Source organism: Cupriavidus sp. YAF13 (assembly GCF_052113425.1).
Taxonomy (GTDB): Bacteria; Pseudomonadota; Gammaproteobacteria; order Burkholderiales; family Burkholderiaceae; genus Cupriavidus.
The window spans coordinates 1-16,263 of the sequence record NZ_JBFRDD010000048.1 but is presented as its reverse complement, the minus strand read 5'-3'; the positions used below and the strand labels follow the sequence as shown (position 1 = coordinate 16,263).

At 66.5% G+C, this 16,263-nt stretch carries 13 protein-coding genes; 10 read left to right on the top strand and 3 right to left on the bottom strand.

What is annotated here, in order from left to right; genetic code table 11:
• The first annotated feature begins 154 nt into the window (after positions 1–154).
• The 7 genes from AB4061_RS30560 to AB4061_RS30530 all read left to right on the top strand — a co-directional run bounded on the left by AB4061_RS30560 (position 155) and on the right by AB4061_RS30530 (position 8,971).
• On the top strand, positions 155–3,895 hold the full coding sequence (locus tag AB4061_RS30560) for a nitrate reductase subunit alpha (protein WP_441639958.1): 3,741 nt from the start codon (positions 155–157) through the stop codon (positions 3,893–3,895).
• The gene (gene narH / locus AB4061_RS30555) at positions 3,892–5,445 is read left to right on the top strand and encodes a nitrate reductase subunit beta (RefSeq protein WP_441639957.1); all 1,554 of its coding nucleotides are present in this window, start codon (positions 3,892–3,894) and stop codon (positions 5,443–5,445) included. Before AB4061_RS30560 ends, narH begins: the two co-directional genes overlap by 4 nt.
• 92 nt (positions 5,446–5,537) lie before the next feature.
• Positions 5,538–6,266, top strand: a complete 729-nt coding sequence (gene narJ / locus AB4061_RS30550) for a nitrate reductase molybdenum cofactor assembly chaperone (RefSeq protein ID WP_441639956.1) — start codon at positions 5,538–5,540, stop codon at positions 6,264–6,266.
• Between the two features lie 10 nt (positions 6,267–6,276).
• Positions 6,277–6,960, top strand: a complete 684-nt coding sequence (gene narI, locus AB4061_RS30545; RefSeq protein WP_441639955.1) for a respiratory nitrate reductase subunit gamma — start codon at positions 6,277–6,279, stop codon at positions 6,958–6,960.
• A gap of 40 nt (positions 6,961–7,000) precedes the next feature.
• Positions 7,001–7,747, top strand: a complete 747-nt coding sequence (locus AB4061_RS30540) for a peptidylprolyl isomerase (RefSeq protein WP_441639954.1) — start codon at positions 7,001–7,003, stop codon at positions 7,745–7,747.
• Positions 7,748–7,880: 133 nt separating this feature from the next.
• Positions 7,881–8,462: a molybdopterin-guanine dinucleotide biosynthesis protein B gene (gene mobB / locus AB4061_RS30535; protein ID WP_441639953.1), complete on the top strand. Its 582-nt coding sequence runs from the start codon at positions 7,881–7,883 to the stop codon at positions 8,460–8,462.
• A 50-nt stretch (positions 8,463–8,512) separates the two neighbouring features.
• The gene (locus AB4061_RS30530) at positions 8,513–8,971 is read left to right on the top strand and encodes a putative zinc-binding protein (protein ID WP_441639952.1); all 459 of its coding nucleotides are present in this window, start codon (positions 8,513–8,515) and stop codon (positions 8,969–8,971) included.
• 139 nt (positions 8,972–9,110) lie between these two features.
• Here the strand turns inward: AB4061_RS30530 and ubiT are convergent, their stop codons facing one another.
• From ubiT to ubiU, 3 genes are all read right to left on the bottom strand, one after another.
• The gene (gene ubiT, locus AB4061_RS30525) at positions 9,111–9,563 is read right to left on the bottom strand and encodes a ubiquinone anaerobic biosynthesis accessory factor UbiT (protein ID WP_441639951.1); all 453 of its coding nucleotides are present in this window, start codon (positions 9,561–9,563) and stop codon (positions 9,111–9,113) included.
• Positions 9,560–10,489 (bottom strand): U32 family peptidase, encoded by a 930-nt coding sequence (locus tag AB4061_RS30520; protein ID WP_441639950.1) that lies wholly within the window; start codon positions 10,487–10,489, stop codon positions 9,560–9,562. Before AB4061_RS30520 ends, ubiT begins: the two co-directional genes overlap by 4 nt.
• 78 nt (positions 10,490–10,567) lie before the next feature.
• On the bottom strand, positions 10,568–11,596 hold the full coding sequence (gene ubiU / locus AB4061_RS30515; protein WP_441639949.1) for a ubiquinone anaerobic biosynthesis protein UbiU: 1,029 nt from the start codon (positions 11,594–11,596) through the stop codon (positions 10,568–10,570).
• A 294-nt stretch (positions 11,597–11,890) separates the two neighbouring features.
• On the opposite strand from ubiU, the gene AB4061_RS30510 reads away from it, so the two are divergent.
• The 3 genes from AB4061_RS30510 (at position 11,891) to AB4061_RS30500 (ending at position 16,098) form a co-directional block, all read left to right on the top strand.
• Entirely contained in the window at positions 11,891–13,072 is a 1,182-nt protein-coding gene (locus AB4061_RS30510) for an NAD(P)H-dependent flavin oxidoreductase (protein ID WP_441639948.1), read from the top strand.
• 314 nt (positions 13,073–13,386) lie between these two features.
• Positions 13,387–15,378: a type IV pili methyl-accepting chemotaxis transducer N-terminal domain-containing protein gene (locus AB4061_RS30505; RefSeq protein ID WP_441639947.1), complete on the top strand. Its 1,992-nt coding sequence runs from the start codon at positions 13,387–13,389 to the stop codon at positions 15,376–15,378.
• Between the two features lie 54 nt (positions 15,379–15,432).
• Positions 15,433–16,098 (top strand): response regulator, encoded by a 666-nt coding sequence (locus AB4061_RS30500; protein ID WP_441639946.1) that lies wholly within the window; start codon positions 15,433–15,435, stop codon positions 16,096–16,098.
• Positions 16,099–16,263 lie beyond the last annotated feature (165 nt).

Here is a 16,263-nt window from a genome sequence, read left to right as displayed (position 1 = left end):
CTTTCGAACTAGGCGGCCACGGCCGGACTAGCCCGAGCGCATCGCACCCTACTCCTCCACCAGCGAATGGGCACGGCCGGGCCCTGCCCATAAGCTTGGAACATCCCTGGACCGATTGCCCAACGGTCAGCAAAAGCACTCGCGGAGAACAACAATGAGCCATTTTCTGGATCGACTGAAATTCATGTCGCGCGTCAAGTCCACCTTCGCGGGTGGACACGGCGCCGTGGTGGACGAGGACCGCCGGTGGGAGAACGGATACCGCAGCCGCTGGCAGCACGACAAGATCGTGCGTTCCACCCACGGCGTGAACTGCACGGGTTCGTGCTCCTGGAAGGTCTACGTCAAGAACGGACTGATCACCTGGGAGACGCAGCAGACCGACTATCCGCGCACCCGGCCCGACCTGCCCAACCACGAGCCGCGCGGCTGCCCGCGCGGCGCCTCGTACAGCTGGTACGTCTATTCGGCGCAACGCGTGAAGTACCCGATGATCCGCGGCCGCCTGATGGAGATGTGGCGCGAAGCCCGCAAGACCATGGACCCCGTGGCCGCCTGGGCCTCGATCAGCCAGGATCCCGTCAAGGCCAAGCGCTACAAGAGCGTGCGCGGCCTGGGCGGATTCGTGCGGGCCGACTGGGACACTGCCACGGAGATGATCGCGGCGGCCAATGCCTTTACCATCAAGCGCTTCGGCCCGGACCGCGTGGTCGGGTTCTCGCCGATTCCGGCCATGTCGATGGTGTCCTACGCCGCCGGGGCGCGCTACCTGAGCCTGCTGGGCGGGGTCTGCCTGTCCTTCTATGACTGGTACTGCGACCTGCCGCCGGCCAGCCCGCAAGTCTGGGGCGAGCAGACCGACGTGCCGGAATCGGCCGACTGGTACAACTCCACCTACCTGATGGTGTGGGGCTCCAACGTGCCGCAGACGCGCACCCCGGACGCCCACTTCTATACCGAAGTCCGCTACAAGGGCACCAAGACCGTGGCCGTGTCGTCCGACTTCGGCGAGATGGTCAAGTTCGGCGATATCTGGCTGACACCCACCCAAGGCACCGACGCCGCCCTGGCCATGGCCATGGGCCATGTGGTGTTGAAGGAATTCCACCTGAACGCACGCTCCGCCTATTTCCGCGACTACATCAGGCAGTACACCGACATGCCCATGCTGGTGCTGCTGCGCGACAACGGCGGCACGCTGGTCCCCGATCATTTCCTGCGCGCCTCCCACCTGGCCGGCGCCCGCGGCGAAGCCAACAACCCGGAATGGAAGACCCTGGTCATCGATAGCGCCAGCGGCGACTTCGCGGCCCCCAACGGCACCATCGGCTTTCGCTGGGGCGAGGCCGCCCACAACGACGGCGAGAAGGTAGGCCGCTGGAACCTGGAAATGAAGGACGGGGGCAGCGGACGCGCGCTTGACCCCCTGCTCTCGCTGATGGCGGCCGAGCACGAAGTAGCCGAAGTCGGCTTCCCGTATTTCGGCGCGGAGCACGATGCCTTGCTCAAGCGCCGCGTCCCGGCCAGGCGCATTACGCTGGCGGACGGCGGCAGCGCGCTGGTGGCCACGGTTTATGACCTGCAGATGGCCAACTACGGCGTGGACCAGGGCCTGGGCGGCGACAACGTGGCCACGTCCTTCGACGACGACGTGCCCTACACGCCGGCCTGGCAGGAGAAGCACACCACGGTACCGCGCCACCTGGTGATACAGGTGGCACGCGAGTTCGCCGACAACGCCGATCGCACCCAGGGCAAGAGCATGGTGATCGTCGGTGCCGGGCTCAACCACTGGTACCACAACGACATGATCTACCGCGGCATCATCAACCTGCTGATGRTGTGCGGCTGCGTGGGCAAGAGCGGCGGCGGCTGGGCGCATTACGTGGGCCAGGAGAAGCTGCGCCCGCAATTCGGCTGGGCACCGCTGGCCTTTGGCCTGGACTGGGCACGCCCGCCGCGCCAGATGAACGGCACCTCGTTCTTCTACAGCCACACCAGCCAGTGGCGCCACGAGAAGCTCGCCGTGGACGAGATCCTGTCCCCGACCGCCGACAAGGCCAAGTACGAGAACCTCTCGCTGCTCGACCTGAACGCCCGTTCCGAGCGCATGGGCTGGCTGCCCTCGGCGCCGCAGCTGAGCAGCAACCCGCTCGATGTCGCCGATGCCGCCGCGGCGGCTGGCCAGGACCCGGTCGCCTATACGGTCGAACAACTGAAGTCCGGCGGCCTGCAGTTCGCCTGCGACGACCCCGACAACCCGGAGAACTTCCCGCGCAACATGTTCGTCTGGCGCTCGAATATCCTCGGCAGCTCGGGCAAGGGACACGAGTACTTCCTCAAGTACCTGCTCGGCACCCAGAACGCCGTGTTCGGCGACGAGGCCGACGCCATCACGCCAAGCGAAGTGAAGGTCCGCCCCGCCGCCGAAGGCAAGCTCGACCTGCTGACCGTGCTCGATTTCCGCATGAGCACCACCTGCCTGTACGGCGATATCGTGCTGCCGACCGCGACCTGGTACGAGAAGGACGACCTCAACACCTCCGACATGCATCCCTTCATCCACCCCTTGTCGGAGGCGGTGCAGCCGCTGTGGGAGAGCCGCACGGACTGGGAAATCTACAAGGCGATCGCCAAGAAGTTCAGCGAGATCGGCGGCGCCCACCTGGGCACCCGCAAGGACCTGGTCTGCAGCCCCTTGCTGCATGACACCCCGGGCGAGCTGGCCCAGCCGTTCGAGCCGAAGGACTGGAAGCGCGGCGAATGTGAGCTGATTCCCGGCAAGACCGCACCATCGATGACCGTGGTGGAGCGCAACTATGCCGACATCTACAAGAAGTTCACCTCGATCGGGCCGCTGCTCGACAAGCACGGCAACGGCGGCAAGGGCATCAACTGGGATACCCGCCACGAAGTCAAGGAGATCGGCGCGCTCAGCAAGACGGTCGACGAACCCGGCGTGAGCCAGGGCCGGCCGCGGCTGGATACCGCCATCGACGCCGCCGAGATGATCCTGACCTTCGCACCGGAAACCAACGGGCACGTCGCGGTGAAGGCGTGGGAGGCGCTGTCGGCCATCACCGGGCGGGATCACGCCCACCTGGCCGCCGGGCGCGAGCACGACAAGATCCGCTTTCGCGACGTCCAGGTGCAGCCGCGCAAGATCATCTCCGCGCCGACCTGGTCCGGGCTCGAATCCGAGGAAGTCAGCTACAACGCGGGCTACACCAATGTGCACGAGCTGATTCCCTGGCGCACCCTGACCGGCCGCCAGCAGTTCTACCAGGACCATCGCTGGATGCTGGACTTTGGCGAGGGCAACTGTGTCTACAAGCCCGCCATCGACACCAAGACCGTCGCACCGATGCTTGGCGCCAGGCCCAACGGCAATACCGAGCTGGTGCTGAACTGGATCACGCCGCACCAGAAGTGGGGCATCCACTCCACCTACTCGGACAACCTGCGCATGCTCACGCTGTCGCGCGGCGGGCCGCATGTCTGGATCTCCGAGACCGAGGCCAAGGCCAGYGGCATCCGCGACAACGACTGGGTGGAAGTCTTCAACGTCAATGGCACGCTGACCGCGCGGGTGGTGGTGTCCCAGCGGGTCCCCAAGGGGATGTGCCTGATGTACCACGCCCAGGAGAAGATCGTGAACGTGCCCGGCGCCGAAACCAGCGGCATGCGCGGTGGCATCCATAACTCGGTGACCCGCACGGTCACCAAGCCCACCCACATGATCGGCGGCTATGCGCAGCTGGCCTACGGTTTCAACTACTACGGCACCGTCGGCAGCAACCGCGACGAGTTCGTGATCCTGCGCAAGATGAACAAGGTCGACTGGCTGGAAGGCCCGCTGGTGGAAAAACAAGCCAAGGAAGGAGCTGAGCAATGAAAATCCGCGCCCAGGTAGCCATGGTCCTGAACCTGGACAAATGCATTGGCTGCCATACCTGCTCGATTACGTGCAAGAACGTCTGGACCAGCCGCGACGGCGTGGAATACGCCTGGTTCAACAATGTCGAGACCAAGCCCGGCATCGGCTATCCCAAGGAATGGGAGAACCAGGACAAGTGGCATGGCGGCTGGACGCGCAATGCCGCCGGCAAGCTCGAGCCGCGCCAGGGCAGCAAGCTGGGCATCCTGGCGAAGCTGTTCACCAACCCCAACCTGCCGCAGATCGACGAATACTACGAGCCGTTCACCTACGACTACGAGCACCTGCAGAAGGCCCCGCTGGTGCAGACGCCGCCCACCGCCCGTCCGGTGTCGGTGCTGACCGGCAAGAAGATGGACAAGATCGAATGGGGCCCGAACTGGGAAGACGACCTGGGCGGCGAGTTCAGCGCGCGCAGCAAGGACAAGCTGTTCGAAGACGTGCAAAAGGAGATGTACTCGACCTTCGAGAACACCTTCATGATGTACCTGCCGCGCCTGTGCGAGCATTGCCTTAACCCGACCTGCGTGGCCTCCTGCCCGTCCGGCTCGATCTACAAGCGCGAGGACGACGGCATCGTGCTGGTCGACCAGGACAAGTGCCGCGGCTGGCGCATGTGCATCTCCGGCTGCCCGTACAAGAAGATCTACTACAACTGGCAAAGCGGCAAGGCCGAGAAATGCCTGTTCTGCTATCCGCGCATCGAAGCGGGCCAGCCCACCGTCTGCGCGGAAACCTGCGTCGGCCGGATCCGCTACCTGGGCGTGATGCTGTACGACGCCGACCGCATCCAGGAAGCCGCCTCGGTGGAGAACACACAGGATCTCTACCAGTCGCAGCTGGACATCTTCCTGGATCCGCATGATCCGGCCGTCCAGGCCGAAGCGCTGCGCCAGGGCATTGCGCAAAGCTGGCTGGACGCCGCGCGCAAGTCGCCGGTCTACAAGATGGCCTGCGAATGGAAGGTGGCCTTCCCGCTCCACCCCGAGTACCGCACGCTGCCGATGGTGTGGTACATCCCGCCGCTGTCGCCGATCCAGTCGGCCGCCGAGGCTGGCCACATGGGCATGAACGGCGTGATTCCGGACGTGAAGAGCCTGCGCATCCCGGTCAAGTACCTGGCCAACCTGCTGACCGCGGGGGAAGTCGCGCCGGTGCTCAAGGCGCTTGAACGGATGCTGGCCATGCGCGCCTACAAGCGCTCGGAAGTGGTGGACCGCGTGCAGGACCTGGCTGTGCTGGAGCAGGTCGGCCTGACGCCGGCACAGGTGGAAGACATGTACCAGATCATGGCGATCGCCAACTATGAGGATYGTTTCGTGATCCCGTCCTCGCACAAGGAAATGGTGGAGGACAGCTTCAACGACAAGGCTAGCTGCGGCTTCACGTTCGGCAACGGATGCTCGGGCGGGACGTCGGACGGCTCCCTGTTCGGCAAGAAGCCGCAAGGCAGCGTGATGTTCGCGGACATGCCGAAATCGCGCAAGAAAGCCGTGGCGGCGTCATGACCTGCGCCTGACTTCCTGCCCCGCCCCCGTTGGCAAACGGGGGGCGGCCGGCACCCGCATTTTCGCCATCCATACAGAACAGGAGCCTTCCCATGCCGCTTTACCCCATCCTTAGCGCCCTGCTGTGCTATCCCGAGCAGGATCTGCTCGACGCCTTGCCTGAAATCGACGCCGCGCTGGCCGAGTGGCCGCAGGCCCAAGCCACGCTGGCGCCGCTGGGCGATCTGTTGAAGACGAACACGCTGATCGAGCTCCAGGAGAACTACGTCGCCACCTTCGACCGCAACCCCGCCCACTCGCTGCACCTGTTCGAACACGTGCACGGCGAGAGCCGGGATCGCGGCCAGGCAATGGTCGACCTGATCGACGAATACCGTCGCGGGGGCTTCGAGCCCGCCGAGGCGGAGCTGCCCGACTACGTGCCGCTGTTCCTGGAGTTCCTGGGCGCGCTGGCTGCAGACGGCAAGGACGCGCATGCCGAACAACTGCTGGGCGACGCCATCCACGTGCTCGCCGCGGTCGGCGACCGGCTGGCGCGCAACGAGAGCCCGTATGCCGCGGCGTTCGCCGTACTGCGCACGCTCACGGACGTGCAGCCGCAACCCCAGACCGAGCCACCGGTGCGCGACATGGACGAAGCGCTGGAGACCTTCGGCCCCGGCGCGGACGGCGTGGAGCCGCTGCTCGCGCCGCGCCCGCTGGGCGACCAGCCCGTGCACTTCTACGCCCGTGGATCCACGCCACCCCGCACGCCACCCCGCACGCCACCCCGCACGCCAACCCGCACGCCAACCCGCCCGCCCATGCCCACCGCTTGCTGAGGCATCGACCATGAACCTGCTCAACCAATTCCTCTACGGCATCTATCCGTACATCGCCCTGGTCGTCTTCCTGTTCGGCAGCCTGGCGCGCTTCGAGCGCGAACAGTACGGCTGGAAGAGCGACAGCTCGCAGCTGCTGCATCGCGGCAACCTGCGCGTGGGCAGCATCCTCTTTCACGTCGGCATCATCGGGCTGTTCTTCGGCCATCTGACGGGCCTGCTGACGCCGGTGGCGGTCTGGGACGCACTAGGTGTCTCGCATGGCTTCAAGCAAGGCGTGGCCATGGCGGCCGGCGGCCTGATGGGCACCATGTGCCTGTCCGGCCTGCTGATCCTGCTCCACCGCCGCTTTACCAATGCCCGCGTGTCCGCGGTCACGCGCACCGGTGACAAGGTGCTGCTGCTGTGGATCCTGGTGACCTTGCTGCTGGGCCTTTCCACCATCTTTGAATCGTCCCGCCATATGGACGGCCACATGATGGTGCAGCTCATGACCTGGGCGCAGCACATCGTCACCCTGCGCGGGGACGCCGCCAGCTATATCGCCGACGCACCGCTGCTGTTCAAGATCCATCTGTTCATGGGGATCTCGCTGTTCGTCATCTTCCCCTTCACCCGGCTGGTGCACGTGTGGAGCGGTTTTGGAACCGTCGGCTACCTGGGCCGCGCCTGGCAACTGGTGCGCAGCCGTTGAAGCCCGCCCCGCGAACCCGCCATCCTGCAAGGAGAAAACCATGCCCATCTTAGTCAACGGCGTCGAACTGGAAGATGCCGAGATCGAACGCGAACTGGACCATCATACCGACTCGCATGAGCCCACCCGGCATGCCGTGGTTACCCTGATCCTGCGCCATCTGGTGCGTGCACAAGCGCGGCAGCTCGGACTGCCCGGCAGCGACGACGAAGCACTGACGCAAGCTCTGCTGGAGCGGGAAGTCGGGCTGCCCGAACCGGACGAGGCCAGTTGCCGCCGGCATTACGATAGCCACGTGGAGCGCTTCCGCGAGGGCGAATGGGTCGAGGCCGGGCACATCCTGTTCCAGGTGACGCCACGCGTCCCGCTCGATGCGCTGCGCGAAACGGCCGAGGCCACCCTCGCGCAGGTGCTGGCCGATCCTTCGGCATTCGACGGGCTGGCCAGAGCGCGCTCCAACTGCCCCACCGGCGCCGGCGGCGGGCGCCTTGGCCGCGTGTTCCGCGGCGAGACCGCGCCCGAGTTCGAGCGCGCCATCTTTGCGGCACGCAACCCCGGCGTGCTGGCCCGGCTGGTCGAAACGCGCTATGGCCTGCACGTGGTGCGGGTCATCGAGCGCTGCGAAGGCGTGCAACTGCCGTTCGATGCCGTGCGGCAATCCATCGCCCGCGCCCTCGCGGCGGCGGCGCGCGACCGCGCCTGGAAGCAGTATGCAAGCCTGCTGATCGGCGGAGCCAGCATCGAAGGGATCGACCTGGGCGGCGCCGGAACGCCGCTGGTGCAATAAGCAACCTTCACCGCCACCTCCGGCAACAGGCCCTGGCACTGGCAAGCCAGAGGCGCACGCATCGTGCCCCTCTGGAACGCGCGCCGTGCTTCGCCAGTCAGCCTGCCCGGACGCAATCCATGGGAGAACAGTCATGCAACCCGCCATCATTGGCATCGCCGGCACCTCGGGCAGCGGCAAGACCACGCTGATCACGGCCATGCTCGCCTGGTTCCGCCAGCAAGGGCTGACCGTCAACGTCATCAAGCATAGCCACCATCCCCTCGAACTCGAGCCTCCGGGCAAGGACAGCGCGCGGTTTCGCCAGGCCGGTGCCGGCGAGGTACTAGTGGCCTCGCCATTCCGTTTCGCCATCCTGCACGACCTGAACGGCGCGCCGGAGCCCACCTTGCGCGAGCAGGTGGCACGCCTGGCGCCGGCGGACCTGACCCTGGTGGAAGGCCTCCGCAGCGAAGCCATCGCGCGCATCGAAGTGTATCGGCCGGCGCACGGGCGCGCGCCCTACTACCCGCGCGACGCGTCCATCGTCGCGGTGGCCAGCGACGTGCCGCTCGATATCGGCATGCCGTGCCTGCCGCTCGACCAGGCTGCCCAGGTGGCGCGCTTTATTCTCAGGCTGTGCGAGCTGGACGGCGCTGCCGCGCCGCGTGGCGAACGCCTCGCCGCTTTGTCCGCGGGCATCACCCGATGCGAGCCGTCGGCGATCGCTTCCTGAGGGCTTTCCGACGTTCCCAAAGACCGCACATCAAGTCCGGAGATATCTCAATGCCCAAGGCTGACACCACATCCTTGCCCCTCGTCTATGCTTGCTCCGGCTGCTCCAGCGTGGCGCAGCTCGCCAACACCTTCGCCGTGCGGCTGGACCGCAGCGGGATGGCCGAGATGTCCTGCATCAGCGGGGTTGGCGGCGGCGTTGCCGCGCTCACCAGGGTGGCCCGTTCGGGCCGCCCGATCCTGGCCCTGGACGGCTGCCCGCTGGCCTGCGTGAACGCCTGCCTGGCCAGCGCCGGGGTGGAACCCGACCAGCATCTGGTGCTCAATCGCCTGGGCGCCACCAAGCGGCAGCACGGCGAATGCAGCGAAGCGGAGGCAGGCGCGGCCTGGCAGGCCGTAATGTCGGCGCTGTCGGCGCTGTCGGCGCTCAAGGATGCGTCGCCCCGGTTTGCTGACAAACCGGCGGCATTGGCCGAGGGCGACAAGATGCGCCAAAACAGCTTGGAATGACGACGGCTGTCTCTCCCTCTCCCACAAGTGGGAGAGGGGAGCAAACCAACAGCGTCGGCCGAAGCCGCAGGATGCGCCGAAGCCGTTTGTCATGACGACGGCTTTGGCTCCCTCTCCCCCAGCCGCCCTTGCCGCGTCGTCAGCTAGCCTGCGGCGTGACGGCATCCGCCGCCAGATGCCTGGTCAGGCCGGTGAGCCATTCCGGCCGGTTCACGGTGTCCAGCCAGTACTTCACCTCCAGCCCCAGCGCAGTATCCCCACCGATCGCCAGGCGCCGCTGGAAAAACAGCGTATCGGTATCGGCCTCCCCGCCCAGCAGACGCAGGTAATCGACAGCGTTGGCGCGCAACGTCAGCTCCGGCGGGCTGCCATCAAAGGGCCCGGCGGCAAAACGGCCGTCCGTGCAGCGAAAGCGCACCCGCAGGCCAAGATCCTCCACCGTGAGCAGGAAGCAGTGGCCGTCGAGCGCCGCCGGTGGCTGCAGCCACCCACGCCGCCGCGCGAGCTCCAGCGCGGCCACCAGGGGTAAGGCCTGGGCCTGCGCCGGCACCGCGCGGTGCAGCCGTGCGAGCATGGCTTTGGGGCCGATCATGCGTGCGCCTCCTGCCAGGCGATGCCGGCGCGTCCATCCCAGTAGCCATTGCTGGGCTGCGCCCCCGCCGGCAGCAGGCCGCCGGGGACCGTGGTCCGTGCGCCGTACCGCAGTCCCGCCAGCGCCGCCACCACATCCAGCGTGGCGCTGGCATGCGGGCTGACGCGCACCGAGCCAATGCCCATGGCCATCAAGGCCGGCACTTCGGCGCACAGGTCGAGACAAGTCGCGGACTGGATCTGCACCCCGTTGAGCGTGAAGAATGGCTGGCCCTCTCCGGTCGAGGCCACCAGGCCATCCGGGTAATCCAGACAGCGGAACTCGCAGTTGTCCTTGCGCAGCCTGTGATGGCGCGCTGTGAAACAACGCGCCGAAAACGCCAGCGGCATGCGGCCCCAGACCAGTACCTCCAGCCCCGTGGCCGCCGGGCGAGCCGCCGCAAGCGCCGCCAGCGCGGTGCGGTCCATTTCCAGCGGTGGCACGCATGCGATGGCACCCAGCCCGCTCAGCCAGGCAAGCGTATCCGCGTGATACACGTTAAGATGCGGCCCGCAGATAAAGGGGCGTCCATCCATCCGGTTGACCGCGCCGAGGTCGTTGGCCTCGACCAGATATTCGGTCTGCTCGCAAACGCGCTGCATGCAGGCGATATCGCTGTCGGACTCGACCAGCACCGGGGTCGAAAGCACGACTTCCTTGCCGGCGTCCCGCAGCATCTGCGCGATCTCCAGCCAATGCGCATGGCGCAGTTCATGGCGGCGGGTGCAAACGGTTTCGCCCAGGTAGACGCGGTCGACCGCGGAGTCGGCGACCTCGGCATAGAACTGCATGACCGTGGCACGCGGCCAGTAGTACAGCAGCGGGCCGAGCGAGATGCCGAAGCGGGCCGCCGTGGCTGCGGCGGGGTCGATCATCGAATCGTTCATTGGCAGTTTGGTTCCAGAGGAAAGTTGGATGCCGTGAGGCATGAGGAATGCGGCAGGCAAAGGCACGGCGGACCTCTCTTAGCGCCACGGCCGGTCGTACGCGCCCTGGGTAACCTGGTCACCCTCGGCGTGCCGGCCAAGCACGCCCTGCCATTCCTGGCGTGCTGTGAAGCGCGCCGGATCGATGCAGGCCGCGTCGATCGCCGCACGCAGCACGCCGACCACATCGCCCACATAACGCGGGCTGCGCTGGCGGCCTTCGATCTTGATGGCAGCGATGCCCATGCCGATCAGCGCCGGCAGCAGCGACAGCGCGTTGAGGCTGGTCGGCTCCTCGAGCACGTAGCCCCGTTCGCCTTCCACCTCGAACCGCCCTTTGCACAACGTCGGGTAGCCGGCGGGCTCGCCCGGTGCGTAGCTGTCGATCAGGATGCCGGACAGCCGCGCCTGCATGGTTCCCTCGCGCTCTTCCCAGCGTACCGCGTGCGCGGGCGAGCAGACCCCCTTGTTGTTCGGCGAGTCGCCGGTCGCGTAGGAAGACAGCAGGCAGCGGCCTTCGGCCATCACGCACAGGCTGCCGAAGCCAAACACTTCGAGCTCCACATCGGTTTGGCGCGCAAGCTTGCCGATCTGCGCCAGCGTCAGCACGCGCGGCAGCACCACCCGGTGTATGCCGAAACGCGCGCGCATCAGCGCGATGGCGTCGGCGTGCGTGGCCGAGCCTTGCACCGACAGATGAAGACGCAATTGCGGATGGCGCTCGCGGGCATAGGCCATGAGACCGGGGTCGGCCATGATGACAGCGTCAGCGCCCAGTTCCGCCGCGGCATCGACGGCGCGATGCCAGCTCGCCACCGCGCCCATCTGCGCGAAGGTATTGATGGCGAACAAGACTTCCGCGCCTTGCGCGTGGGCCTCGGCCACGCCTGCCTGGATGTCGGCCTCGGTGAAGTTCAGCCCGCCGAAGTTGCGCGCATTGGTGGCGTCGCGCAGGCCGAGGTAGACGGCGTCGGCGCCACGTTGCAGCGCCACGCGCAGCGCCGCCAGCGAGCCGGCGGGCGCAACCAGTTGCGGTCGGCGCGTTGCGCCGGATGTGTTGGATGTCATTGGATAGGCTCAACGGGGTTTCGGAGTCCGCATGCGCCACGGCGGCGGCGAACGCCTGTGAGCCAGGATCCTAGCCAAGCCCCGCGACGAACCAGTTGACCAGGCGCAAAAGCGTGCGCGGCGGCGCGCGCACCGGACGAGGGCCATCCGCCGAGTGGCATAGGCCATTGGTATCGTGCCGTGCGCTGATTGATCCAGCGCAAATTTCCCGGCGCGCGTCCATGCAAACCTATGCCGCTTTCCTGCCGCGCACGGCATCTCCGCCGGCGAGCGGGATGCCTCACCGAGAGTGATATGCAACAACATTGGCTGAAGCTGATTGGCCGCCGGCTGGTCCCGGTGGTACAGGGCGGCATGGGTATCGGCATTTCCGCGCACCGGCTGGCGGGCGCGGTGGCGAGCCAGAACGGCATGGGCACCATTGCCAGCATCGACCTGCGCCACCATCACCCGGACCTGCTGGCGGCCACCGCCAGGTCGCGCGACAAGGCCAGGATAGAGGCGGCCAACCTGGTGGCACTGGATCGCGAGATCCAGGGCGCGCGGCGCCTCGCGGGCGGGCGCGGCGCCATCGCGGTCAACGTCATGAAGGCCGTCAGCTCGCATGCCGCGCTGGTCCGGCAGGCGTGCGAGAGCGGTGCCGATGCGATCGTGATGGGCGCGGGACTGCCGCTGGACCTGCCCGACCTCACGGCCGGCCACCCGGACATTGCCTTGATCCCCATCCTGTCGGATTCGCGCGGCGTGGGGCTGGTACTGCGCAAGTGGATGAAGAAGAACCGCCTGCCTGACGCCATCGTCATCGAAGATCCGGCGCACGCCGGCGGCCACCTCGGTGCCTCGCGCATCGACGATATCGGAGACGGGCGCTTCTCCTTCGCACGCGTGCTGGCCGAATGCCGTGAAGTGTTCGCCGGACTGGGGCTGGCCTGGGAAAGTGTGCCCCTGATCCTTGCGGGCGGGATCAACAGCCACGCCAAGGTCCGCCACTGGCTGGGTGAAGGCGCCAGCGCCGTGCAACTGGGGACGGCGTTCGCCGTGACCGAGGAAGGGGATGCGCACCCGGCTTTCAAGGAAGTCCTGGCCAGCGCGCGCCCCGAACAACTGAGCGAATTCACCAGCGTGGCAGGCCTGCCGGCACGCGCCGTACTGACGCCATGGCTCAAGCGCTACCTGTCGCGCGAAGCCACGCTGCAGGCCCGCGCCAAGGTCCGCGACTGCCTCGAAGGCTTCGACTGCCTGCAGGCCTGCGGCCTGCGTGACGGCATCGGCCGTGTCGGCCAGTTCTGTATCGATCTCAAGCTGGCCCAGGCCATGCGCGGCGACGTGGAGCGCGGGCTGTTCTTCCGTGGCAAGGGGGGCCTGCCGTTCGGCGAGGCCATCCGCCCGGTACGCGAACTGATGCACTACCTGCTCACCGGCGAAATGCCTACAGGCCTGGGCACGCCACAAGGCGCGGCAGCCGCGGCGGCCTGACGGCCTCGCGCGGACGGCGGGCAGGTGACCTAGGTCGATGCAGGCATCAAGGGCGTGGCCGGGCTGCTGAGCGAATGCAAGCGCGCGGCGCAAAGCCGTTGGCGGCGGTGTCCGGCAGGCTTTCCGAGCACGTGGCCCGGCGCCGCGTCATTGTGTCACGCCATGATATTTTCAGAAAGTGCACCAGGAACTACCTGTAGCCGCATATGACCTTGATCTGGCGCAAGCCCGCTCGCCGGCTTGCCGTCAATAATGCGACAAGCCCCTGAAGCGCCGTTCCAGAGCGCAAACCTGATGCCAGGGGCCGGAACCCCATGGTAGACCTCACGCCCCCTTGCCCACCCGCTCCCGCCACGGAGCCGTCCGTCACCCCACCGCGTACCCAGGCAGCGTTGCCAGGCTTGCGCCACCGCCTGTCGACGCGGATCGTCTCGCTCTCGCTGGGCGCGCTGCTGATCGTGCTGACCATGATCTCCGGGACGCTGTGGCTGTCATGGCAACTCGAAGGCGCGGGCGCGGCCATCAACGATGCCGGCAGCTTGCGCATGCGTGCCAATCGCGTCGCCATCGAGCTCGCCAGGGCACGGGCCGGCGCAAGCCATCAACTGGAGGCTCAGATCACCGGGCTGGATGCCACCCTGGCACGCCTGCGCCAGGGCGATCCGGCACGCCCCTTGTTCCTGCCGGACGACCCTGGCATCCACGCGCAACTTGACCGGGTAGACCTTGACTGGCACCGGCGTATCAAGCCGCTCGCGCTCGCCGACCTGGCCGCCGCGAACGGCGAACCGCCCACCTACCCGGCGGCGCTGGCTTCCTTCGTGGATCAGGTCAATCGCCTGGTCAGCATGATCGAGCAAGAGAACGCCATGAAGACCACCCTGCTGCGGTTGTCGCAGGCGGGACTCGCGGCCATGGCCTGCATGGGCACGGTAGCCGTCATCTACCTGCTCTACATCTGGATCATCCTTCCGGTCATGCGCTTGCAGGACGGCTTGTACCGCATGGCCGCGCGGGAGTTCTCCCTGCGGCTGCCGGTGGAAACCAGCGACGAGTTCGGCATGCTGGCGCAAGGCTTTAACCAGATGGCAGGCGAACTGCAGGGGCTATACCAGGATCTGGAAGCGCGCGTGGCGCAGAAGACGGCGGAGTTGGCGCGGCACAACCGCGACCTCGCGGCGCTCTACGACATGGCCGCCTTCCTGAATATGCCAAACGACGGCGAGGCGCTTTGCCGCGGCTTCTTGCAGCGCGTGATGAAGCAGTTCGATGCCGACGGCGGCAGCGTGCGCATGATCGATGCGGACCACAACCAGCTTCATCTGCTGGTATCGGTCGGCCTCTCCGCGGAACTGGAAGAGGCCGAGCACTGCATGAAGGTGGATGCGTGCTTCTGTGGCGAGGCGGCGAGCGAATCGGTCGTGCTGATCGAAGACCTCAACAAAGGCCCGGCGCTGTCAGCCAGCGGGCCGTCAGCCGGTGTGCGCTTTGGCTGCGCAAGGGAAGGCTTCCCGGGGCTTGCGGTGTTCCGCATCGAAACGCAGCGTGCGGTGCTGGGCACCTTCTCCCTGCATTTTCGCGATCCCTTGCAGCTGCCCGCTTCGGACATACGCCTGCTTGAGACGCTGGGGCAGCATATCGGCGTGGCGCTCGATCATCTGCACCTGTCGGAAACCGCACGCCAGCTCGCGGTGGTGGAAGAGCGCAACCTGGTGGCGCAGGGCCTGCACGACAGCATTGCCCAGGGCCTTAACTACCTGAACCTGCAGGTGCAGGTGCTGGAAGATGCGGTCTCGCGCAACGATATGGACGAGACGCGCGCTATCGTGCCGCTGTTGCGTTGCGGTGTGGAAGAAAGCTACCAGGATGTGCGTGAACTCCTGCTCAACTTCCGCAGCAAGCTGGCGCATGGCGAGCTGCGCCAGGCAGTGGAAGACACCGTGGCGCGATTCCGGCGCCAGAGCAGCACGGAGCTTGCCCTGGTGTTCAATGACGCCCAGGGCGGGCCGCCCCTGCAGCCCGAGCAGCAACTGCAGGTGCTGTTCATCCTGCAGGAGGCCCTTTCCAATGTGCGAAAGCATGCGCGTGCCGCCTATGCCAGCGTCATCGTGCGCAATGGACGCACCTTCAGCATGATCGTGGAGGACGACGGCGATGGCTTCGACCCCGCGGAGCCGGCGGCAGACGATCAATCCCATGTGGGATTGCACATCATGCGCGAGCGCGCGGCCCGGCTATCGGCCACGCTGCGGATCGTTGCCGAACGGGGCACGGGCACGCGAGTTGAGCTCATCCTGCCGCGCTAGTGAACGGCACGGCCACCAAACTGTCTCGCCAGCTTTTTTTTCAAGGTGAATATCATGACCATCCGTATCCTCCTGATAGACGACCACTCCCTGTTTCGCTCGGGTGTGCGCGCCCTGCTTGCGCGCCAGACCGATTTCGAGATCGTCGACGAAGCGGCGGATGGCGTAGAGGGCGTCAAGCGGGCCAAGCAGCACCGGCCCGACGTGATCCTGCTGGACCTGAACATGCCCGGCCTGTCGGGGCTAGAAACCCTGCAGCTGCTGGTGGAAGACTTGCCCGACACTGCCGTGGTGATGCTCACCGTGTCGGAGGAAGCCGAGGAACTGGCGGCCGCCCTGCGCAGCGGTGCCCGGGGCTATCTGTTAAAAAATATCGAAGCGGAAACGCTGACCAGCGCCATCCGCCGCGCCGCGGCGGGAGAGGCGGTCATTTCTCACAGCATGACGGCAAAACTTGTCGCGCAATTCCGTGCGCCCACCAACCCCGCCGCGACAGCGGCAGCCAGCGCGAGCGACGAGCCCCGGCTTACCTCGCGCGAACATGAGATCGTGCGTGGCCTCACGCGCGGCGAAAGCAATAAGGAGATCGCGCGCGAGCTGGGCGTGGCGGAAAGCACCGTCAAGATCCATGTGCAGAATATCCTCAAGAAGCTCAACCTGACGAGCCGCGTGCAGATCGCGGTCTACGCCGTCGAGCGCGGGCTGACTGCGCCCGGCTGAAGCGGCCGCGCATCAATTGCCCTCAAGCCATGACCGAATCCGTCATTCCCATTTTCGACCTGCGCGACCATCGCTACCGCTCGATGACGCCAAGCATTCCGGCCGTGCTCGCCGCACCAATCGGGCTGGTTGCCGACACGCGCGGCAGGCCGCTCCATGATCATC

What these genes read in the sequence shown, in the direction of transcription:
- narJ (WP_441639956.1), top strand. Translation starts at nt 5,538, where the DNA reads ATGCCGCTTTACCCCATCCTTAGCGCCCTGCTGTGCTATCCCGAGCAG.
- narI (WP_441639955.1), top strand. Translation starts at nt 6,277, where the DNA reads ATGAACCTGCTCAACCAATTCCTCTACGGCATCTATCCGTACATCGCC.
- AB4061_RS30540 (WP_441639954.1), top strand. Translation starts at nt 7,001, where the DNA reads ATGCCCATCTTAGTCAACGGCGTCGAACTGGAAGATGCCGAGATCGAA.
- mobB (WP_441639953.1), top strand. Translation starts at nt 7,881, where the DNA reads ATGCAACCCGCCATCATTGGCATCGCCGGCACCTCGGGCAGCGGCAAG.
- AB4061_RS30530 (WP_441639952.1), top strand. Translation starts at nt 8,513, where the DNA reads ATGCCCAAGGCTGACACCACATCCTTGCCCCTCGTCTATGCTTGCTCC.
- ubiT (WP_441639951.1), bottom strand. Translation starts at nt 9,563, where the DNA reads ATGATCGGCCCCAAAGCCATGCTCGCACGGCTGCACCGCGCGGTGCCG.
- AB4061_RS30520 (WP_441639950.1), bottom strand. Translation starts at nt 10,489, where the DNA reads ATGAACGATTCGATGATCGACCCCGCCGCAGCCACGGCGGCCCGCTTC.
- ubiU (WP_441639949.1), bottom strand. Translation starts at nt 11,596, where the DNA reads ATGACATCCAACACATCCGGCGCAACGCGCCGACCGCAACTGGTTGCG.
- AB4061_RS30510 (WP_441639948.1), top strand. Translation starts at nt 11,891, where the DNA reads ATGCAACAACATTGGCTGAAGCTGATTGGCCGCCGGCTGGTCCCGGTG.
- AB4061_RS30505 (WP_441639947.1), top strand. Translation starts at nt 13,387, where the DNA reads ATGGTAGACCTCACGCCCCCTTGCCCACCCGCTCCCGCCACGGAGCCG.
- AB4061_RS30500 (WP_441639946.1), top strand. Translation starts at nt 15,433, where the DNA reads ATGACCATCCGTATCCTCCTGATAGACGACCACTCCCTGTTTCGCTCG.